Origin of the sequence: Emticicia fluvialis, assembly GCF_024793945.1 — a bacterium.
GTDB classification, from domain to species: Bacteria; Bacteroidota; Bacteroidia; order Cytophagales; family Spirosomataceae; genus Emticicia; species Emticicia fluvialis.
Genome location: NZ_JANUSD010000020.1, coordinates 14,309 through 32,250, shown reverse-complemented (window position 1 = coordinate 32,250; position 17,942 = coordinate 14,309). Strand labels below are relative to the sequence as shown.

Annotated in this window: 13 protein-coding genes; 4 read left to right on the top strand and 9 right to left on the bottom strand. The window is 42.9% G+C overall.

What is annotated here, in order from left to right:
• Positions 1–4 precede the first annotated feature (4 nt).
• Positions 5–1,066 carry an efflux RND transporter periplasmic adaptor subunit gene (locus tag NZ848_RS19430; protein ID WP_259016917.1) on the top strand — a complete coding sequence of 354 codons (1,062 nt, stop codon included), beginning with the start codon at positions 5–7 and terminating at the stop codon, positions 1,064–1,066.
• A gap of 9 nt (positions 1,067–1,075) precedes the next feature.
• Positions 1,076–4,213: an efflux RND transporter permease subunit gene (locus NZ848_RS19425; RefSeq protein WP_259016916.1), complete on the top strand. Its 3,138-nt coding sequence runs from the start codon at positions 1,076–1,078 to the stop codon at positions 4,211–4,213.
• Positions 4,214–4,282: 69 nt separating this feature from the next.
• On the opposite strand, the gene NZ848_RS19420 is transcribed toward NZ848_RS19425, so the two are convergent.
• From NZ848_RS19420 to NZ848_RS19390, 7 genes are all read right to left on the bottom strand, one after another.
• Positions 4,283–4,702: a hypothetical protein gene (locus tag NZ848_RS19420; RefSeq protein WP_259016915.1), complete on the bottom strand. Its 420-nt coding sequence runs from the start codon at positions 4,700–4,702 to the stop codon at positions 4,283–4,285.
• Between the two features lie 211 nt (positions 4,703–4,913).
• Positions 4,914–5,963, bottom strand: coding sequence for an endo-1,4-beta-xylanase (locus tag NZ848_RS19415; RefSeq protein ID WP_259016955.1), 1,050 nt, complete (start codon positions 5,961–5,963; stop codon positions 4,914–4,916).
• Positions 5,964–5,992: 29 nt separating this feature from the next.
• Complete coding sequence (locus tag NZ848_RS19410) at positions 5,993–7,039, bottom strand: glycoside hydrolase family 43 protein (RefSeq protein ID WP_259016914.1); 1,047 nt, start codon at positions 7,037–7,039, stop codon at positions 5,993–5,995.
• A 43-nt stretch (positions 7,040–7,082) separates the two neighbouring features.
• A complete protein-coding gene (locus tag NZ848_RS19405; protein WP_259016913.1) occupies positions 7,083–7,886 on the bottom strand; it encodes an SDR family NAD(P)-dependent oxidoreductase in 804 nt (267 codons plus the stop codon).
• Positions 7,883–9,982, bottom strand: a complete 2,100-nt coding sequence (locus NZ848_RS19400) for an alpha-glucuronidase family glycosyl hydrolase (protein WP_259016912.1) — start codon at positions 9,980–9,982, stop codon at positions 7,883–7,885. Before NZ848_RS19400 ends, NZ848_RS19405 begins: the two co-directional genes overlap by 4 nt.
• A gap of 39 nt (positions 9,983–10,021) precedes the next feature.
• Positions 10,022–11,224, bottom strand: a complete 1,203-nt coding sequence (gene uxuA / locus NZ848_RS19395; RefSeq protein WP_259016911.1) for a mannonate dehydratase — start codon at positions 11,222–11,224, stop codon at positions 10,022–10,024.
• 18 nt (positions 11,225–11,242) lie between these two features.
• On the bottom strand, positions 11,243–13,177 hold the full coding sequence (locus tag NZ848_RS19390; protein WP_259016910.1) for a sialate O-acetylesterase: 1,935 nt from the start codon (positions 13,175–13,177) through the stop codon (positions 11,243–11,245).
• Positions 13,178–13,620: 443 nt separating this feature from the next.
• On the opposite strand from NZ848_RS19390, the gene NZ848_RS19385 reads away from it, so the two are divergent.
• The gene (locus NZ848_RS19385) at positions 13,621–14,772 is read left to right on the top strand and encodes a LacI family DNA-binding transcriptional regulator (protein ID WP_259016909.1); all 1,152 of its coding nucleotides are present in this window, start codon (positions 13,621–13,623) and stop codon (positions 14,770–14,772) included.
• Between the two features lie 116 nt (positions 14,773–14,888).
• Here NZ848_RS19385 and NZ848_RS19380 read toward each other — a convergent pair whose 3' ends face one another.
• Together NZ848_RS19380 and NZ848_RS19375 are read right to left on the bottom strand one after the other, a co-directional pair.
• On the bottom strand, positions 14,889–15,710 hold the full coding sequence (locus NZ848_RS19380) for an aldo/keto reductase (protein WP_259016908.1): 822 nt from the start codon (positions 15,708–15,710) through the stop codon (positions 14,889–14,891).
• 2 nt (positions 15,711–15,712) lie between these two features.
• Entirely contained in the window at positions 15,713–16,714 is a 1,002-nt protein-coding gene (locus NZ848_RS19375) for a phytanoyl-CoA dioxygenase family protein (RefSeq protein WP_259016907.1), read from the bottom strand.
• A gap of 275 nt (positions 16,715–16,989) precedes the next feature.
• Here NZ848_RS19375 and NZ848_RS19370 point away from each other — a divergent pair, with 275 nt between their 5' ends.
• Entirely contained in the window at positions 16,990–17,844 is an 855-nt protein-coding gene (locus NZ848_RS19370) for an AraC family transcriptional regulator (RefSeq protein ID WP_253534963.1), read from the top strand.
• The last annotated feature ends 98 nt before the right edge of the window (positions 17,845–17,942 follow it).

Here is a 17,942-nt window from a genome sequence, read left to right as displayed (position 1 = left end):
AAAAATGAAAACAAGAATCATCACAATAGCTATTATCGTGGGCATTATTGGTGCCATCTCGTTTAAGCTGGTGGCCAACAAAAAGAAAATAGACGAAAGCAAAAAGGTGGTAGACCGCAGCCAGGTGCCTGTTTATGTGGCTACTACAACAGTAGCACTGCTGCCCGTAAGCGGCAACCTGACCTTGCCTGCCGTTTTAGAACCCAAAGAAAAAGCTACTATATCCACAGGAACCCAGGGTAAAATTGAAACCCTGAATATTGAGTTGGGCACAAGAGTAAACAAAGGCCAGGTAATTGGTACCATTGATTCAAAAGTGAAGCAAATCAACCTGCAATCAACAGAGCTGACCATCAATAAGGCCAAAACTGACTACGAACGCAATAAAGATTTGCTTGCCGGAAACGCCATTAATGAAACCGCTGTAAATGATGCCCGGTTTAACTACGAAAACAATCAGCTACAGGCAGCGCAATTGAAACAACAAATTGCTGATGCGCGCATTATTTCACCAATCAGCGGCATAGTAACCGATAAAAAGCTGACAGCCGGTGAGTACGTAAACATGGGTACCGTAATTGCTTCGCTGGTTGATGTAAGCCAGTTAAAAACAGTAGTTTATGTAAACGAAAAAGATGTGTACGAACTGAAACTGGGTCAACCTGCTACGGTTACTACAGACGTTTACCCAACCAAAACCTTTAACGGTAAAATCATCTACATCAGCCCGCAGGGAGACGACAACCACAACTACAAAGTAGATGTTTTACTGGCCAATGGCAATGCGGCATTGAAAGCCGGTACTTACGTAAAAGTGGAATTTAACCTGAACAAAAGCGCAAATGCTTTGCAGATACCTAAAAAAGCCCTGGGCGACGGCATGAAAAACCCTTATGTATTTGTGGTTGAAGGCAAGAAGGCAGTGTTGCGTAAAATTGTATTGGGCAGAGAAATCGGCGAAAACGTAGAAGTTTTAAGTGGTTTAAACGAAGGTGAAACTATCATTACAGAGGGTATCATCAACATTGTAGACGGTAGTAATGTGCTGATTTCACCTAATAAATAATCCTGAGCTATGTCAATAACAGAATTATCAATTAAACGACCCTTACTGATTACAGTAATTTTCGTTACCCTCATACTATTCGGCTTTATCAGTTATAAAACATTGAATTATAACTTGTTACCGAAATTTGAGACGAATGTAATTATGGTGCAGACTACTTACAGAGGTGCTGCATCTGACGAAGTAGAAAGCAGTGTAACCAAACCTCTGGAAGAAGCGGTATCATCTATTGAAGGGGTAGACATGATATCCTCTTCTTCTCAAGAGGGTCTTTCTCTGATAACCGTAACCCTGAAGTCTGGCTTTAATGTAATTAATGCCCAACAGGATGCCGAACGTAAGGTTAACCAGATAAAATCGAGACTTCCTGACGACATTGATGACCCGGTGGTAACCAGACTAAGCCTTGATGACCTGCCGATTCTGAAAGTGAGTGCCACATCAAAAATACCGCAAACCGAGCTTTACGATTTCATTGACCTGCAGGTAAAACCATTGCTTACCAATGTAGCCGGTGTGGCACAGGTAAATATTATTGGAGGCAATGAAAGGGAGATTGAAGTATATCTGGATAACGATAAACTGCAGACTTACAATATCTCATCATCAACCGTTAATCAGGTTATTGCGGGTAGTGGTGTTTCTTACCCGGCGGGTAGTATTAAAACCGATCAGTCGCGTTTTTCATTGCGACTGGATGCGAAACTGAAAATAGTAGAAGACATCAGAAATCTGGTAATACGCGAAAACACTAACGGCAGCCGTATATTATTGAAAGACATTGCCAGTGTAACCGACTCTCAAACAGAAGCCAGTACGCTGAACCGCATAAACGGCAGACCAGCCATTGGTATACAGATTATGAAGCAAACCGATGCCAACGCCGTAGAAGTAAGTAAAGGGGCAAAAGCGGCATTGGCTAAAATCAAGGCTAGTTATCCGTCAAAAGATTTCAATTACGAAATCGCCTCTGACCAGTCGGTTTATACCCTCGCTTCTGCTGATGCCGTTATGCACGATTTATACCTGGCCATTATTATTGTTGGTGTAGTTATGGTGTTGTTTCTGCACAGTATCAGAAGCTCCTTATTTGTGTTGGTGGCTATACCATCAGCCATGATACCCACCTTTATACTGATGTGGGCGTTTGGTTTCTCGCTGAACCTGATGACCCTGATGGCCTTGTCTTTAGTTGTAGGTATTCTTGTAGATGATAGCATTGTGGTGTTAGAAAATATTTACCGCCACCTTGAAATGGGTAAAGACAAACGCGAAGCATCGTTAGAGGGAAGAAATGAGATTGGCTTTACTGCGATGGCCATTACCCTTGTTGACGTAGTGGTGTTTTTACCACTTGCACTGGCGGGTGGGTTAATTGGAAACATCCTGAAAGAGTTTTCGCTGGTAATTGTGTTCTCTACCCTTATGAGTTTGTTTGTTTCTTTTACCCTTACGCCTCTGCTGGCTTCAAGATGGGGTAAGCTTGAGATTCTGAATAAAAAAACGCTTTGGGGTAAACTAAACCTTGGCTTTGAGAGCATCATTGACAAGATACGTGATATGTACATATCTGCCCTCAGCTGGTCTCTTGGTCATAAGCGTTACGTGTTTATTGGTATCATACTCTTGTTTGTTGCTACATTCACCCTGCTTGCAAAAGGTTTTGTAGGGGCATCATTTATAGGCAATGCAGACCGTGGTGAGTTGTCTATACAGCTGGATATGTCGCCTGAAACACCATTAGTACAGACCAATCAGGCAGTTGCAAAAGTTGAGAAAATGTTGCTGGAAAGACCAGAAGTAACCAATGTTTTCTCGAATGTTGGTACACAATCATCGGTAGTGGGTAATTCTTCAAACAGTAACCTTGCCGAAATTACAGTAACATTGGTTGATAAGCATGATAGAAAACTATCAACTGATGAGTTCGGGCAAATCATGCGCGATACCATTGCGAAGATTCCGGGTCTGAGTGTCAATATTCAGCCTATATCGGCTACGGGTAATGCGCAGGCGCCGATTACCATTGCCGTGAAAGGAACCGTAATGGACGACGTAGTAAAAGCCGCAGCCATTGTAAAACAGATTGTGGTAAAAGTACCCGGCACAGACTACGTAAAATACAGTACTAAAAGCCCTAAAACAGAAGTGGCTATTAACATAGACCGCGACAGGATGTCTAAACTGGGTTTGAGTATTCCGGAAGTAGGCTCTGCCGTTCAGATAGCTTTTCAGGGAAACAATAACACCAAATTTAAGGATAAGGGTGAAGAGTACGGTATCAATATTATCTTTGATAAGTCAGATAAACGCAATATTGAGAACGTAAAGAACCTGACCATACGCAACAACCGCGGTGCGATTGTAAAACTGACCGACTTTGCCAATATTACTGAAATAGTTGGGCAGTCTATTCTTGAAAGAACAGACCGGCTGAGTTCAATTAAAATTAACTCAGCGGCTGTGGGTCGCCCATCGGGTACCATTGTTGAAGACATCAAGAAAGAACTGGCCAAAACCAAATTGCCGGAAGGTGTGATTATTGATTATCTGGGAGACGCCAAAAACCAGGGAGATGCTTTCGGAAGTTTAGGTTTGGCTATGGGTATCGGTATTCTTTTGGTTTATCTGATTATGATTGCCCTTTACGAAAGTGTGGTGTATCCATTTGTGGTGTTATTCTCTATACCTGTAGCCATGATTGGCGCCATTCTGGCACTGGCGTTGACCATGAACTCGCTCACTATTTTCGCTATTCTTGGTCTGATTATGTTGCTTGGCCTGGTTTGTAAGAATGCGATTCTGATTGTAGACTTCACCAACCACCTGAAAAGCGAAGGCATGAGCGTAAAAGAAGCGTTGATTGAAGCCGGTAAAGAACGTTTACGCCCGATATTAATGACCACCCTGGCCATGATATTCGGTATGCTGCCCATAGCATTGGCATCTGGTGCAGGTGCTGAAACAAAAAATGGGATGGCGTGGGTTATTATCGGAGGCTTAACCAGCTCAATGGTACTGACATTAATTCTTGTTCCATCAGTTTATTTGGTAATTGAAGGCTGGAGAATAAAAGTAAATAGAATCTTTGGCATAGGCGGAAAGCAAAAAACCAATGCCAAAGTATCAAAGGTTGAAACGGTTTAAATGATGTCAAATAATAGTTGAACGGATAAAGCGGGTGAATTTTCATCCGCTTTTATTTTTACATCTCCACTACTCCACCCGCTTCATTCTCGAAAACGGAAACCCGTTGCAGCCTTTGCGTGGATTGGCTCTGTCGGCAATTTTTACGGCTTCTGCGGCCTCTGCAGTAGGGGCATTATAAGCGCTCAGGCAGAATCCCCATAAAAATGGGCTCATGTTTTCAAATGCCATGTAGTCAATTCTGGTGTACAACCCGCCATCGGCAGGATTTCCCACGTCATTTCTGGCTATCAGATACTGCTCTTTTTCATTCCATTTAATAATATGGTATTTAGCATTGGGCTTTTGTGTCCAGAGGGTATCATTAATGGTATAGGTAATTTTATAATCGTCCATAAAATTACCCTTTTGTATTTCAGGAGCCTTGGTTTGTGCCAACAAACTGCCATCAGTAAATAGAATTGCGATTGAAATAAGTAATTTCTTCATGAGAAAGGAATTTTAAAAATTCAAAAATACACAAGTCTTGATAAAAGATTAAGGCAGCCATAATAAATCTTTTAATCAAAAGCAGCACTTATTCCATTGGCCATTAAGAAACCTTCATCAATGAACTTTCTCATAATAGGCATTCGCCCAGATATTAAAAAAGGGAGCGATTTTGCAATCACCCCCTTGAACGTTTCATCATAGTACTCAATTAAAACTTAACTACTTCCCAATAAGCCTGCTTAGGCTTATAGTTTTCATCAAATAGCAAGGGGTAGTCTTTCCTACCCACAAAAGGGAAGGCATCCAGCCAGGTTGATTTATCAGACAAATTCCAGAAGGTAACACCTGTCAGCTGGCCTTTGTATTTTCTGAATACCTCAAAAAGCATTTTATAATGCTCTGCCTGCTTTTTTTGAATTTCAGGCGGGTAAGACGTTATATCAGTAGGCCGTTTCTCCCGGCGTTCATGCTCTTTTACATATACCGAAACATCCATTTCAGTAATCTGCACCTGCAAACCTAAAGAAGCAAATTTAGTGATTGACTCTTCCAGTTCTTGTGCTGTTGGTTCATAAACAGACCAGTGCCCCTGCAAGCCAACGCCATGAATAGGCACTCCTTTATCTTTCAGTTTCTTTACAAGCCTGAAAATCCTATCGCGCTTCGATGCGTTTTCGGTGTTGTAATCATTATAAAACAAAACGGCGTCAGGGTCTGCGGCATGGGCATATTCAAAGGCTTTTTCGATATACTCTTCGCCAATAATCTCATAAAATTTGGTTTTTCTGTAAACCTCTTCTCCTGCATCAGGCACGGCCTCATTCACTACGTCCCAGGCATAAAGTTTACCTTTGTAGCGCGTTACTACGTCGGTAATGTGTTGCTTCATGCGCGCCAGAAGCTCTTCTTTTGTTACCGGTTGACCATTTTTGGTAAAAAACCAATTGGGCGCCTGGGTGTGCCAGCAAAGCGTATGACCCCGTACTTTCAGACCATTTTTAACAGCAAAGTCTACAATTTTATCGGCTGGTTCCCAGTTATACCGGTTTTCTTCCGGATGAATCGGCCCCATTTTCATAGCGTTTTCGGGTGTTACACTATTAAAATGCTGCAATATCAGGGCAGACTCCGGCCCCGGCTCCATCATTCGGGGGCTAACGGCCACCCCAACCGGGAAATACCCCTTGTAAAAATCTTTCAATCCTTTGGTTTCCTGTGCCTGTGCTGTAACCAGGCAAATCAGAATAACCCAGGCCATAGCCACAATTTTTTTCATGATTGGATTACTTATTTGTAAGGTTCGATGGTCTGGATGGTTCCGTCCGGATTATACTTCAATTCTGTTACCTTGATGTTGCGCAGGTGAGTCTGGCCGCTAATCTGAACGTCATGATAATACAAGTACCATTTACCTTTAAATTCAATAATTGAATGATGGTTTGTCCAACCCTCTACCGGTTTCAATACTATACCTTTGTAAGTAAATGGTCCGTAAGGATTATCGCCAATGGCATAGCAGATATTATGCGTGTCACCGGTTGAATAAGACAAATAGTATTTACCTTTGTATTTGTGCACCCATGCAGCTTCAAAGAAACGTTTGTCGTTATTGCCCTCTGTAAACAGCTTGCCGTTTTCATCAACAATCCGGATATCCTTTGCGGGTTCGGCAAGGGTAAGCATATCGTTGCTTAGTCTGGCAATTTTGGGTAAAAGCGCCTGTTCATTGGTTGCTCTTAGTTTTCCGTCGGCCTCATATTTGCCACTGGCCCAGCGTTGCAATTGTCCGCCCCAGATACCTCCAAAATACATATAATATTTTCCGTCGGTATCCTGAAAAACAGTCGGGTCAATACTGAATGTACCTGCCATTGGTGTTTTTTCAGGCTTAAACGGCCCTTCCGGTTTTTTGCTGGTGGCCACCCCTATTCTGAACACATCCTGTTTATCTTTTACCGGAAAATACAGGTAATAAGTGCCGTTTTTATAGGCCGCATCAGGCGCCCAAAGTTGGCGGCCAGCCCAGGGAATATCTTTAATGTCAAGTGCTACTCCATGATCAGTTACTTTACCGGTCGGGCTGTCCATTGAAAGAATATGGTAATCTTTCATGTCAAAATGGCTACCGTTGTCATCCTGCTTAATGCCAGACTCTATGTCATGGCTCGGATAAATATATATCCTGCCCTTAAAAACATGAGCCGAAGGGTCTGCAGTAAAAATATGGCTCACCAATGGCTGAGAAATGGGTTGCTTCTTGGTTTGGGCATGGCTTGTTGTTGCTACAACAGTAAAGGCCAACAGCGCAAGCGTTTTTTGTTTAAGGCTATGCATTTATTTGAGTATTAAATTAAAAAATTGATTGTTTTGCAAATAATCAGAATCCAATAGAGTTACCTCCGTCTACGGGCAATGAAGCTCCGGTAATATAAGCCGCTGCTTCTGATGCCAGAAATACTGCCGCCCAGCCGATATCGTCGGGCTTTCCGAATTTACCCATTGGTGTACGGCCTAATGCGCGGTTCATTCTGTCGGGGTCGCTGTTCATGGCGGTTCTCATCATCGAAGTTTCAATAAAGCCAGGCGCTATGGCATTAACGCGCACATTGAATTTTGAAAACTCTGAGGCCAGTACTTTCACCATACCCTCAACGCCAGACTTTGAGGCTGCATAGGCCACCACCCTATCAATACCATAATAGGCAGCCATAGATGATATCATGAGTATACAGCCGCTTTTACGGGCAATCATAAGGCTTGCGCAGGCACGGGTAAGGGCAAAAACAGCATTCAGATTAGTATGAATGATTCTGTTGAAGTCTTCGTCAGAAACCTCCAACGCAGGTTTTTTCATGTTTATACCCGCATTATTAACCAGAATATCAATAGACCCAATGCTGGATTCAATGTATTCAACAAGGCCATTGAGCGTGCTTAACTCCGTAACATCATTTACTACATACATGGCCGATTCTCCTAAAGCCTTCACTGACTCCTGAAGGGCGTGTTCACGCCGACCGGTTATAACCACTCTTGCACCGGCGGCTATCATACATTGGGCAATATTAAAGCCAATACCGCTGCCACCACCTGTTATTAAAGCCAGTTTGTTTTCTAAAGAAAAAACCGTGTTTGCTGCGGCAGGTTTCTCTTCCTTGGCCATACTTTTATCTTCCGTCATCTTAAATGGTATATTTCAACAAGTTTTTTTACTTCATCCAACGACCTCGCCGGTAATTTCAATGGCGCCGGAAGTGGCATTTTAGCATAATTAATAAAATACAAAACGCAGGCATCACGCCACCAGAGCGCTTCTTTTTCCTGAATCATTAACCGCCCTTTTACATTTTCATAAGTTTCTTTGTCAATCAGTGGCTTAAGGCTTTCCCAATCTGCTTGCAAAACTTTTACCTGCTCAGCACCATCATAATAGCGCCAACATAGCTCGTCCCACAAAGTTCGGCCTGTACTCAGTTTCTTTTTCCAGGAAACATGATGAAACCAAAGCAGGTAATCTAAAGGACAATTATCCGGGTTTCCCCATATTTTCTGTACGTCAGGCTGATACAGACTCAGTGCATTACTTACTTTACCGGTTCTGTCGAAACCCAGACCAATGGTATCGGCGCGATGATAATAGACCGAGGTCCAGTCGGGTCTGCCACTTTTTTCCAGCCAGGGTTCCGGCCCATAATGGTGTCCCTCGCCCATCATGTGTGCCGTACCCAGAGGATACGTGTAACTAATGTATATGGGTAATGACCTCATCATCATTTCATTTATTTTGCGTTGGGCAACTTTATTTGGCGTTAAGGTCATGGCTATCCATTCAGACGCTATCTGTTCTGAACTCAGGGTGTAATCCCAGGCCAGTCGGCCAAAAGCATACCAGTTGGCCTGATTGAATGGATGGCCTGTCCAGTTGTTGTCAGAGCCGGTATTAGCAACCCCAGCCATTAACGACAGCTGGTGTCCGTCAAGGCTGCCATCTATTACCTTTGCAACTGTTGACCCTTTTCCTTTGGCGTAAGTGTCAGCATCCAGGCATTCTTTAAACATAGGTGCCAGATAAGTAAGATGGGTTGACTGCCCCAGGTACTCTTGCGTTATCTGAAACTCCATACCCAGGGTAGTTTTAGGAAATGCACCAAACATTGGATGAAAAGGCTCGCGAGGCATAAAATCTATAGGGCCATTTTTTACCTGCACAATTACTTTTGGGTCGAAAGTCCCTTCAAGGGGTTTAAACTGTTCGTAGGCCTCTTTGAAGCGGTCGCCGTTGGGGTCTGCTTTATAAACAAAGGCCCGCCAGATAACGATACCTTTATAAGGTCTCATGGCCTCAGCCAGCATATTGGCTCCATCAGCGTGGGTACGGCTATAGTCTTGCGGGCCCGGCTCGCCTTCTGAGTTAGCCTTGACCAGAAAACCTCCGAAATCGGGTATATATTGATGAATCTCTTTGGTTTTTTCATTCCACCATTTTTTTACCTCGGGGTCAAGCGGGTCAGAGGTTTTTAAGCCTCCTAATGTGCGAGGAGAACGAAAATTAACAGAAATAAACACACTGATGCCATAAGGGCGTAGCACATCTGCCACAGCTTTTATTTTTTCAAGGTATTCGGCAGTCAGAAACCTTGAACTGGCATTTACATTATTAATTGAAGCCGCGTTGATACCTATAGAAGCATTTGCCCTGGCATATTGAATATACCGTGGGTCAATTCTGAAAGGTAACTCGGGCCATTTCCACATAGACGAGCCCGCATAGCCGCGTTCAACGGTTCCGTTGGCGTTGTCCCAATGGTTCAGCATTCTTAGCTTTACCTTGGGGTTACTAACCAGATTCAGGCTTTGCAGGCTTTTGCTGGTTTGTATGTATCTTAACAATTCAAAAGTACCGTAAAGAATACCGGATGGATTCCTGGCAGAAATAACAATATTTCCTTTTTGCGACCTAATGCTGAAACCATCATGAATCAGTAGTGGCGCTTCATTATCTAAATGTAATATTATGCCTCCGGTTCTGGTGTCTGCCTTGCTATAAACCTGTATCCTTCTGCCCAGTAGTCCGCCAAGCCCTGATTGCAATTCGGTTACGGCCGTTTTAATGATGGGTGACTCATCATGCGCAACAATAAACCGGGTAGATGAGGTGTAAGAAGTTCTTAAAACCGGGTCTTTCAGTAAATCATACTTAAGCCATAGTCTGGAGCCATCATCCGCGCGTGCAGCTAAAGAAAAGACCATCAACAAAACAAATATTTTCTTTATCATGTGGTTGCTGTCTTTAGGTTTTTGTCTATCAATTAAATCTTATATGCTAGTCAGACTCCTGTCGATGGCCATTTCAAGCCCTCTTAATTCTGCCAGACCTTTCAGGCGACCAATGGCCGAATAGCCGGGATAAGTCTTTTTGTTCAAATCGTCCAGAATCTGGTGTCCATGGTCTGGCCTCATCGGTATTTCGTAATCGTCAAGCCCATTCGCCTTTCTTTTTAACGCCTCCTTGGCTACAGCTTTCACAACTGCATACATATCTACGTCGCCATTCAGATGCGCAGCTTCATGAAAATCAAGCGGATTTGCTTCACGCCGGGTGGTTCTCAGATGCAGAAAATGAATGCGGTCTCCCAATCGTTCAATCATACCCGGCAGGTCATTATCCGGCCGAACCCCCAAAGACCCCGTACAGAATGTAATACCATTATTGCGGATGTTGCAGGCGGCCATGAGTTGTTTCAAGTCGTTTTCAGTACTAACCACTCTGGGCAGCCCTAAAAGTGGTTTCGGAGGGTCATCCGGATGTACACATAAGTTGATGCCAACCTCCTGCGCCACGGGTGCTACCTGTTGGATGAAGTAATACAGATGCTCACGCAGCTCGGTATCTCCTATGTGCTTGTATGCATCTAAAAGCCCCTGAAAAGTGGCCAAATCAAAAGCTTCCTCTGACCCAGGCAAGCCCAACAAAACTGTATTGGTAAGGGTATGTATTTCACTGGCCGACATGGCCTGCAGTTTGTTCAATGCACTTGTTTTCACTTCAACGGTGTAGTCGTTTTCTGCACCGGGGCGTTTCAATATATATAAATCAAAAATAGCAAAATCTTCCCATACGAATCTTAAAGCCTTACCACCGTCTGGCATTTCATAATTAAGATTGGTTCTTGACCAGTCAAGCACAGGCATAAAATTATAGCACACCGTTTTAATGCCACACAACGCCAGATTTCTGAGGGAAGTTTTATAGTTTTCAATCCATTTTTCTCGTTCAGGCAATCCCTTTTTTATATCTTCATGTACGGGTAGGCTTTCAACTACCAGCCATTTTAAGGGCGTGAACTTATTATTATCGGCCTCAACTATCATTTTTCGTTCTTCTATTGCCTCAATAGACCAGATTTCACCAACCGGAATCTGGTGCAAAGCCGTAACGATGCCTGCGCATCCGGCCTGCCTGATATCCATTAATGAAACCGGGTCGTTAGGCCCAAACCATCGCATGGTATGAATCATACTCTTATCTAACTTATTTTAATTTAAATCTGTTGAAAACGGAGAAGCCGGAAGCCCCTCTTTGTTATATAAATTAGCTGATGCCGGGTTGTCTGCCCAGGCATAACGTACGGCTAAAGGTTGTTTTACCTCATGGCTCCAAACTATTATTTTATGGCCCTTTATGCGGGCATTTGCCCAGACATATTTTTTGTCGGCACCGGCTATGGCAAAATGCTTTAATTGTGGTTCACCCTTTGCCATTAAACCGGAGCCGGTATGGCTAAAAGAAAGAACAATTTTATTTTTACGGATTTGCATTGACTGATAAAGCGGGCCGGAAGATACCAGCTTTTGTTCGCCATAAGCCAGTTTTCTGGCCGCCAAAGCAAGTCTTTTGCCTATGGTTTGCTTGTCAAGCGGGTGGATATCGTTCCATTCACCGGCGTCAATGGCCACAGCCATAGCAGTATTAGTTACGCCAAGCGCCAGCCTTTGTTCTTCTCTCAGCTGCGCCCACTGGCTTTGTGTGGGCTGGCTTTTTGTTTCCATAAAATTGGCAAGCTGCACATAAATAAAAGGGAAATCTCCCTGATTCCATTTTTGCCGCCAGTTAGTAATCAAGGTAGAAAAAACCGATTTGTACCCCAATGGATTGCTGGTATTAGATTCGCCCTGATACCAGATAACACCTTTGATGCCGTAATTGATAATCGGCGATATCATGGCATTGTAAAGGCCTGCAGGTTTGTACTGAAAAAAGGTTACGTCGGCCAGGGGTTCTTGTCGTGTACCCAGTTTATACTGCCATAATCCAGCGAGGTTTATAGAGGCATCGGCCGTTCTGATTTCATAGTTTTTATCTTTAATGAACCCTCCGCGTCCGGATGTATTGATTACCCTTGCTACTATTATGTTTTTTCCGGGTTTAAGAAGCCCTTCAGGTATTTGGTATCTTCGGGGTGGATACTGATACCCAATGGTGCCAACGAACCGACCGTTAACGTAAGCGGAGTCGCTGTCTACAATGCGTCCCATAAAGAACCTGGCAGCTTTGCCAGCCATTGAGGCAGGCACTTCAATTTCTTTTCTGAACCAGACTACGCCGTTGGTATTCTGCAGGCCCTGGTTATCCCAAAAATCAGGCAAGCTCATGGTTTTCCACTCAGATGCGTCAAAATCAGCTTCAAACCATTTTACGGGTCCATTCATGCCTTCATCATTTCTTCTGAGTCTGGTGTACCATTCTCTGGAAACTGCGTTTTCCTGTCTTCTGATTCTGTTTACATAACTACTGTCTTTAACCTGATTGAGCAAAGCCAGGGACCCGGGAAATTCCCTGAGGCCGTCTTCACTTATCCAGGCATCAACGGGTGTGCCTCCTACGCTGGCATTTATCAGCCCTACAGGCACGTTGTATTTTTCAAAAATATCTTTAGCAAAAAAATAGGCAGTGGCAGAAAACCGCAAGATGTTTTCTGGGGTGGCGGTCTCCCATCTACCGGACTGAAAATCATCCAGCGGTGCGTTAAAATCAAACCGGGTAGGTATAAAAAAATGATGTATCTGCGGATTGTTGGTGGCTGCTATTACGTCTGCATATTTTTCTTTCACTCTCTCTAATGGCAATACCATATTTGACTGCCCCGAACAAAGCCATACCTCGCCCACCAAAATGTTAGTCACCAGCAGTTCGTTTTCGCCTTTAATTTTCATTTCATAAGGGCCGCCTGCTTTGGGTGTGGCAATGATGGTTATCCATTTGCCGTCTGCACCGGTGGTTGTATCATAAACCTGACCATTAAAAGTTACACTAACTTTTTCTGCAGGGGCGCCCCACCCCCAAACTTTTACTTTTGATAGCTGCTGCAAAACCATACCATTGCTGATTAGACGCGGGAGTTTCACGATGGCCTGCGAATCTCTGAAGCAGCAGATAAGAAAAAAAAATACAAACCTGGTAAGGGCTTTCATGCGTTAATACTGACTAAGGTTTTATTCGGGATGTAAAAATGAGGGTGGTGAAAAACACCACCCGACATTGTCTCAAAACAAATGTATGAATATAAAATTAGGTACTTTTTTGAGTGTATCCAGTCGGATACTGTTTCATGGCGATGATGATTGGCAAGAAGTATTTCTTCAAATAATACAATTGAATTGATTGTATCAGACGCTCCTTAACCGCTTCCAGCCATGTATATTATGGCTAATTTTGTATAAATGAAAGATTTAAATAGCTATTTTTAATAGTTTTGACCCGGGCATCTATCGGTTGCGTTTCCGGAAACGTTTCCGAAACAAAAAGTATTTTTACAGACAGAATGGTATTGATTAATACATTTAAAACCAGCCCGGTTTAAAAACCAATCATTAAAATTAATGGCTGAAACCAATATTGAAATAATCTAATTCGAATGACACCTTGCATAAAATGTGGTAATACCGACCAAATAGTGAGGGCCGGATTCGTCAGAGGGAAACAGCGGCTCTATTGCAAAGCGTGCGACCTATATTTTACGGTTGCAACAGACCATCAGGCGCAAGCCAAAAAGCCTCGCCAGACTACCATTATTGATATAGCCAAGGTGCTTGGTATAGCCGCTTCTACGGTATCGCGGGCATTGAATAACAGCCCCGAAATTAATGAAAACACCAGAAGAGAGGTGCTCAGGATTGCGAATGAAATGGACTATCGCCCTAATTTTCTGGCACAAAGCCTCAATCGCGGTGAAACACATACCATAGGTGTGATTATTCCGGATATACAAAGGCCTTTTTTTGCCGGAGTAGTGGCTGGCATTCAGAAAGTAGCAACAGAAGCCGGCTACAGAGTAATGATTTGCCAGTCTAATGAATCACATCATACAGAGACCCTGAATGTGCAGGCATTGGTTACAAGCCGGGTAGATGGCTTGCTGATCAGCCATTCAAAAGAGACGAGTTCATTTGAACACGTTAAACTGCAATTGAAAAAAGGGGTTCCGATTGTGCATTTCGACCGGGTTTGTAACGAGGTTGATACCGCAAAGGTAGTTCAGCAAGATTATGAAGGCAGTTTTATACTTACCCGGCATCTGATTGAGCAAGGATATAAAAGAATTGCGGTTCTGGCAGGACCAGCCGACTTACTTATCAGTAAAAACAGATTAGAAGGATATAAAGCTGCACTGAACAAATATGGAATAGAATTTGATGAAAAGCTGGTCTACTATAGCAATTTCAGTACCGAAGAGTCTCTGAAAGCGCTAGGATACTGGCTGGCCCTACCACAAAAACCTGACAGCGTTTTTACGGTTCATTATGGTAATGGAATAGAACTAATTATGGAGCTAAAGAAGAGAAACATAAAAATACCGGAAGAAATGGGTGTTGTTGCGTTTGGAGATGAGCTGATAGCCTCGCTAATAGAGCCATCGCTCACGGTCTTTCAGCAGTTTCCATTCAGCATTGGCGAAACCGCTGCACGTGTTTTAATAGACAACATCATCAATAAAGATAATTTTGAACCTTATACCCGAACAATAGAGGGAGAACTGATAATCAGGAAGTCCTCCCGCAGACGCTGATCGGTAAACAAGGGTTTTATAAAAACGTGGTTCTCTCGCAATCCTTTTTAATAAATGAAATACCTAGCCCGGATGTTTGATTGACGAATAACGCAAATTCAGACTTTGAAGTCAACCTATAAAAGCGCCATCGGGTCATCAACAATTCTCAGGTTTTCATTAAAACTACAAATGAAGGTTATGTCTTGCTGGCTGATTTCAAAATCAAACACACCAAAATTCTCTTTCAGTCGCTCCGGGTTGGCTGATTTAGGAATGGTAGATATACCAAGCTGCATTGCCCAGCGCAGGATAATCTGAGCAGGTGTTTTATTGTATTTTTGTGCTACACTCAGCAATTTGGGGTCGTTCATGCGCAGCCCTCTTACCAATGGCGAATAAGCCTGCAACTGGATGTTTTTTTCCCGGCAATAATTCAGCAGTTCTTCCTGATACAGATACGGGCTGAATTCGACCTGATTCACGGCAGGCATCACAGTAGCTTCAATGGATAGTTCATCCAGGAAAGGTATCAGGTAATTCGCTACACCTATGGCTTTTACACGGCCCTCGTTATAGAGCCTTTCAAGCGCTTTCCATGTAAATTTTCTTGTCAATTTTATTGGCCAGTGCACCATATACAAATCAACGTAATCAAGGTTCATTTTCTGGAGGCTGGCATCAAATGCACGCAGGGTTTTTTCATAGCCTTGCTCGTCATTGTTTACTTTTGTGGTAATAAACAGTTCGTTTCTGTTTATGCCGCTTTGGTTTACCGCATTCCCAATTTCGGTTTCGTTTCTGTACATACTTGCTGTATCAATTAACCTGTAGCCGGTTTCTAATGCATAAAGCACTGCCTGTTCGGCTTCTTTTTTGTACATATCGTACACACCAAGCCCCAACAGGGGCATTTGCACACCATTGCTGAGGCTTATCATTAACTGTTTCGTTTGCATATTTACCAGTTTTTCAATCCTAAAAGTTTTTCGCCTAATTCGTTTAGCCCGGCCACGCTATATTTTGTTTGTTCCCATTTCCGGGGGTCGCCGGGGAAAGCATAACCTTCCGGAGCAATGCGGTTTTTCCATGAGTTAATTCTCCATTGACGCAGACTCTCATTATCTTCTTCTGCGGGCATCATAGAAATATACTGAGCTATTCTTACTTTGTCTGCTGAGCGGTTGGGTCTGATTCCGTGCGGCTGGCTGCTGTTGAAAATCAGTAAATCGCCTGCTTCTAATTTTACTTTTACCAGTTTATCTTCAAAGCCTGTAATATCTGGTTTAAATCTGTTCCGGTCTTCCGGCTGCGTTAGCTTCCAGGTATCATAAGTACGAAAAAGTTCTGGTATACACTGAAAACCACCCATGTTTTCATCGGTCTGGTCGGCCAAAGCCAATACCCCCTGCACGTTCTGTGGTTTGGTTTCAGGGTCGTAGTCCCAGTGTATAAAACCCTTAAATTCATCTTGCGGCCTTAACGGGAAATTGAGATTCGCTCTGTCAATGGTAACCCATAGTTTTTCGGTGCCCCAAATATCAACAAAGGCATCATAAACCTTCTGCATCTGGCGGTTATTCCAGAGGTGCTGATTATTGTAAACCTCTACCATTCCGCTGCCAATCAGTTCTTTCATCTGCATATCGGCACGCGGGGCGGTATACCAGGTATTGGGGTTATTGGGGTCTTTTTCTTCAAATTCCCATATAAAACCGGCGGTTGCCAAAGCCTGTTCGCGCGGTACGGCATTTTTAATAACAATATAGCCATTTTTAATCCAGAAATCCCAGTCTTCTTCGCTTAACACTCTTAATGGTTTTCCGTTAGAGCGGTCGTTAAGTTTAATGGCGCTGCTGGTAGCTGTTGAGGGGTTACCCGGTATATCTTTATGTGCATTGTTTTGCATTGGCTGAGCCATGGTGGGGGCCATCGTTGGTATCATGGTTTGTTCAGGTTCCATAATTAGTTCTATTTTTGATTGAAATAATGATACAAATGTACAGACCCAGGCAAGTGCATTTCTACTCCGATAATTACCATTATTTGAACAATATTGACATTTTGTTTATATATTTAGGCAACCATTGAAAATAACAGACAATAATCACTGTACTTAATCGCTTTTCAATTGCTAACATTTTGTTTTTTTAAATAAAACTGTGCTGAAGATTCGCTGAGTTTTTTCAGAACACACTCTGGTAAACTAATTGCCGGAGTACCACTCCGGCCTACGCTATGAAGCTCCATTTTGAAGAATTTACACCCGACTCAGACAGCTCATTCAGGTTAATTATTAACCCTCGCCTGAACGACGTCTTTTACTGGCATTTTCATCCGGAACTGGAACTGGTTTATATTGAGGGCGCCAATGGTACGCGCCATGTAGGCGAGCACATTAGCAGATACGAAGAAAGCGACCTGGTCTTTATAGGTTCATACATACCTCATCTTAACTTTGACTACGGCGTAAAAACCGAATGCGAAAAAGTAGTAGTACAGATACGCCAGGATTTTCTGGGCAATGCCTTTGCCAATATTCCTGAGCTATCGGCAGTGTATCAACTATTTGAGCAGTCAAAACATGGGCTGGCATTTGGCAAAGAAACCAAGCAGCAATTAAGAGAACGATTACTGAATCTTAAAAACCTGGGGCATTTTGAACAGTTTCTTGAAATACTAAGCATTTTGCAGGTCTTGGCCCATAGCACTGAAAAGAATTTACTGCACAACAAACCTGTAGAAAACCAGCACAATAAAAAAGAACAGGAAAGGCTGAAACGCATTTACCATTTTATTGATGAAAACTATCAGCAAAAAATTGAACTTGACGATGTAGCCGCGCTGACAAACCTTAGTAAATCGGCATTTTGCAGGTATTTCAAAAAATTAACCAGGCTGCCCTTTGTTGAATTTCTCAACCATTACCGAATCAATCAGGCACAGAAATTACTGCTTCTGGATAAAAACGTAACAGAAACCTGCTTTGAATGCGGCTTTGAGAGTTTGTCTTACTTTAACCGAACCTTTAAAAAGGTTACCGGCGAAAATCCACTTGGCTTCAAAAAGCGATTTCTGCATAACGCAAAGTAGAAATTATATGATATTAAATACGTTTATACTTTCAAAATCAGCTACGGCACTTTAAATTTGATTTTCTCAAACTAAAGCACTAAACAATACTGTCTATC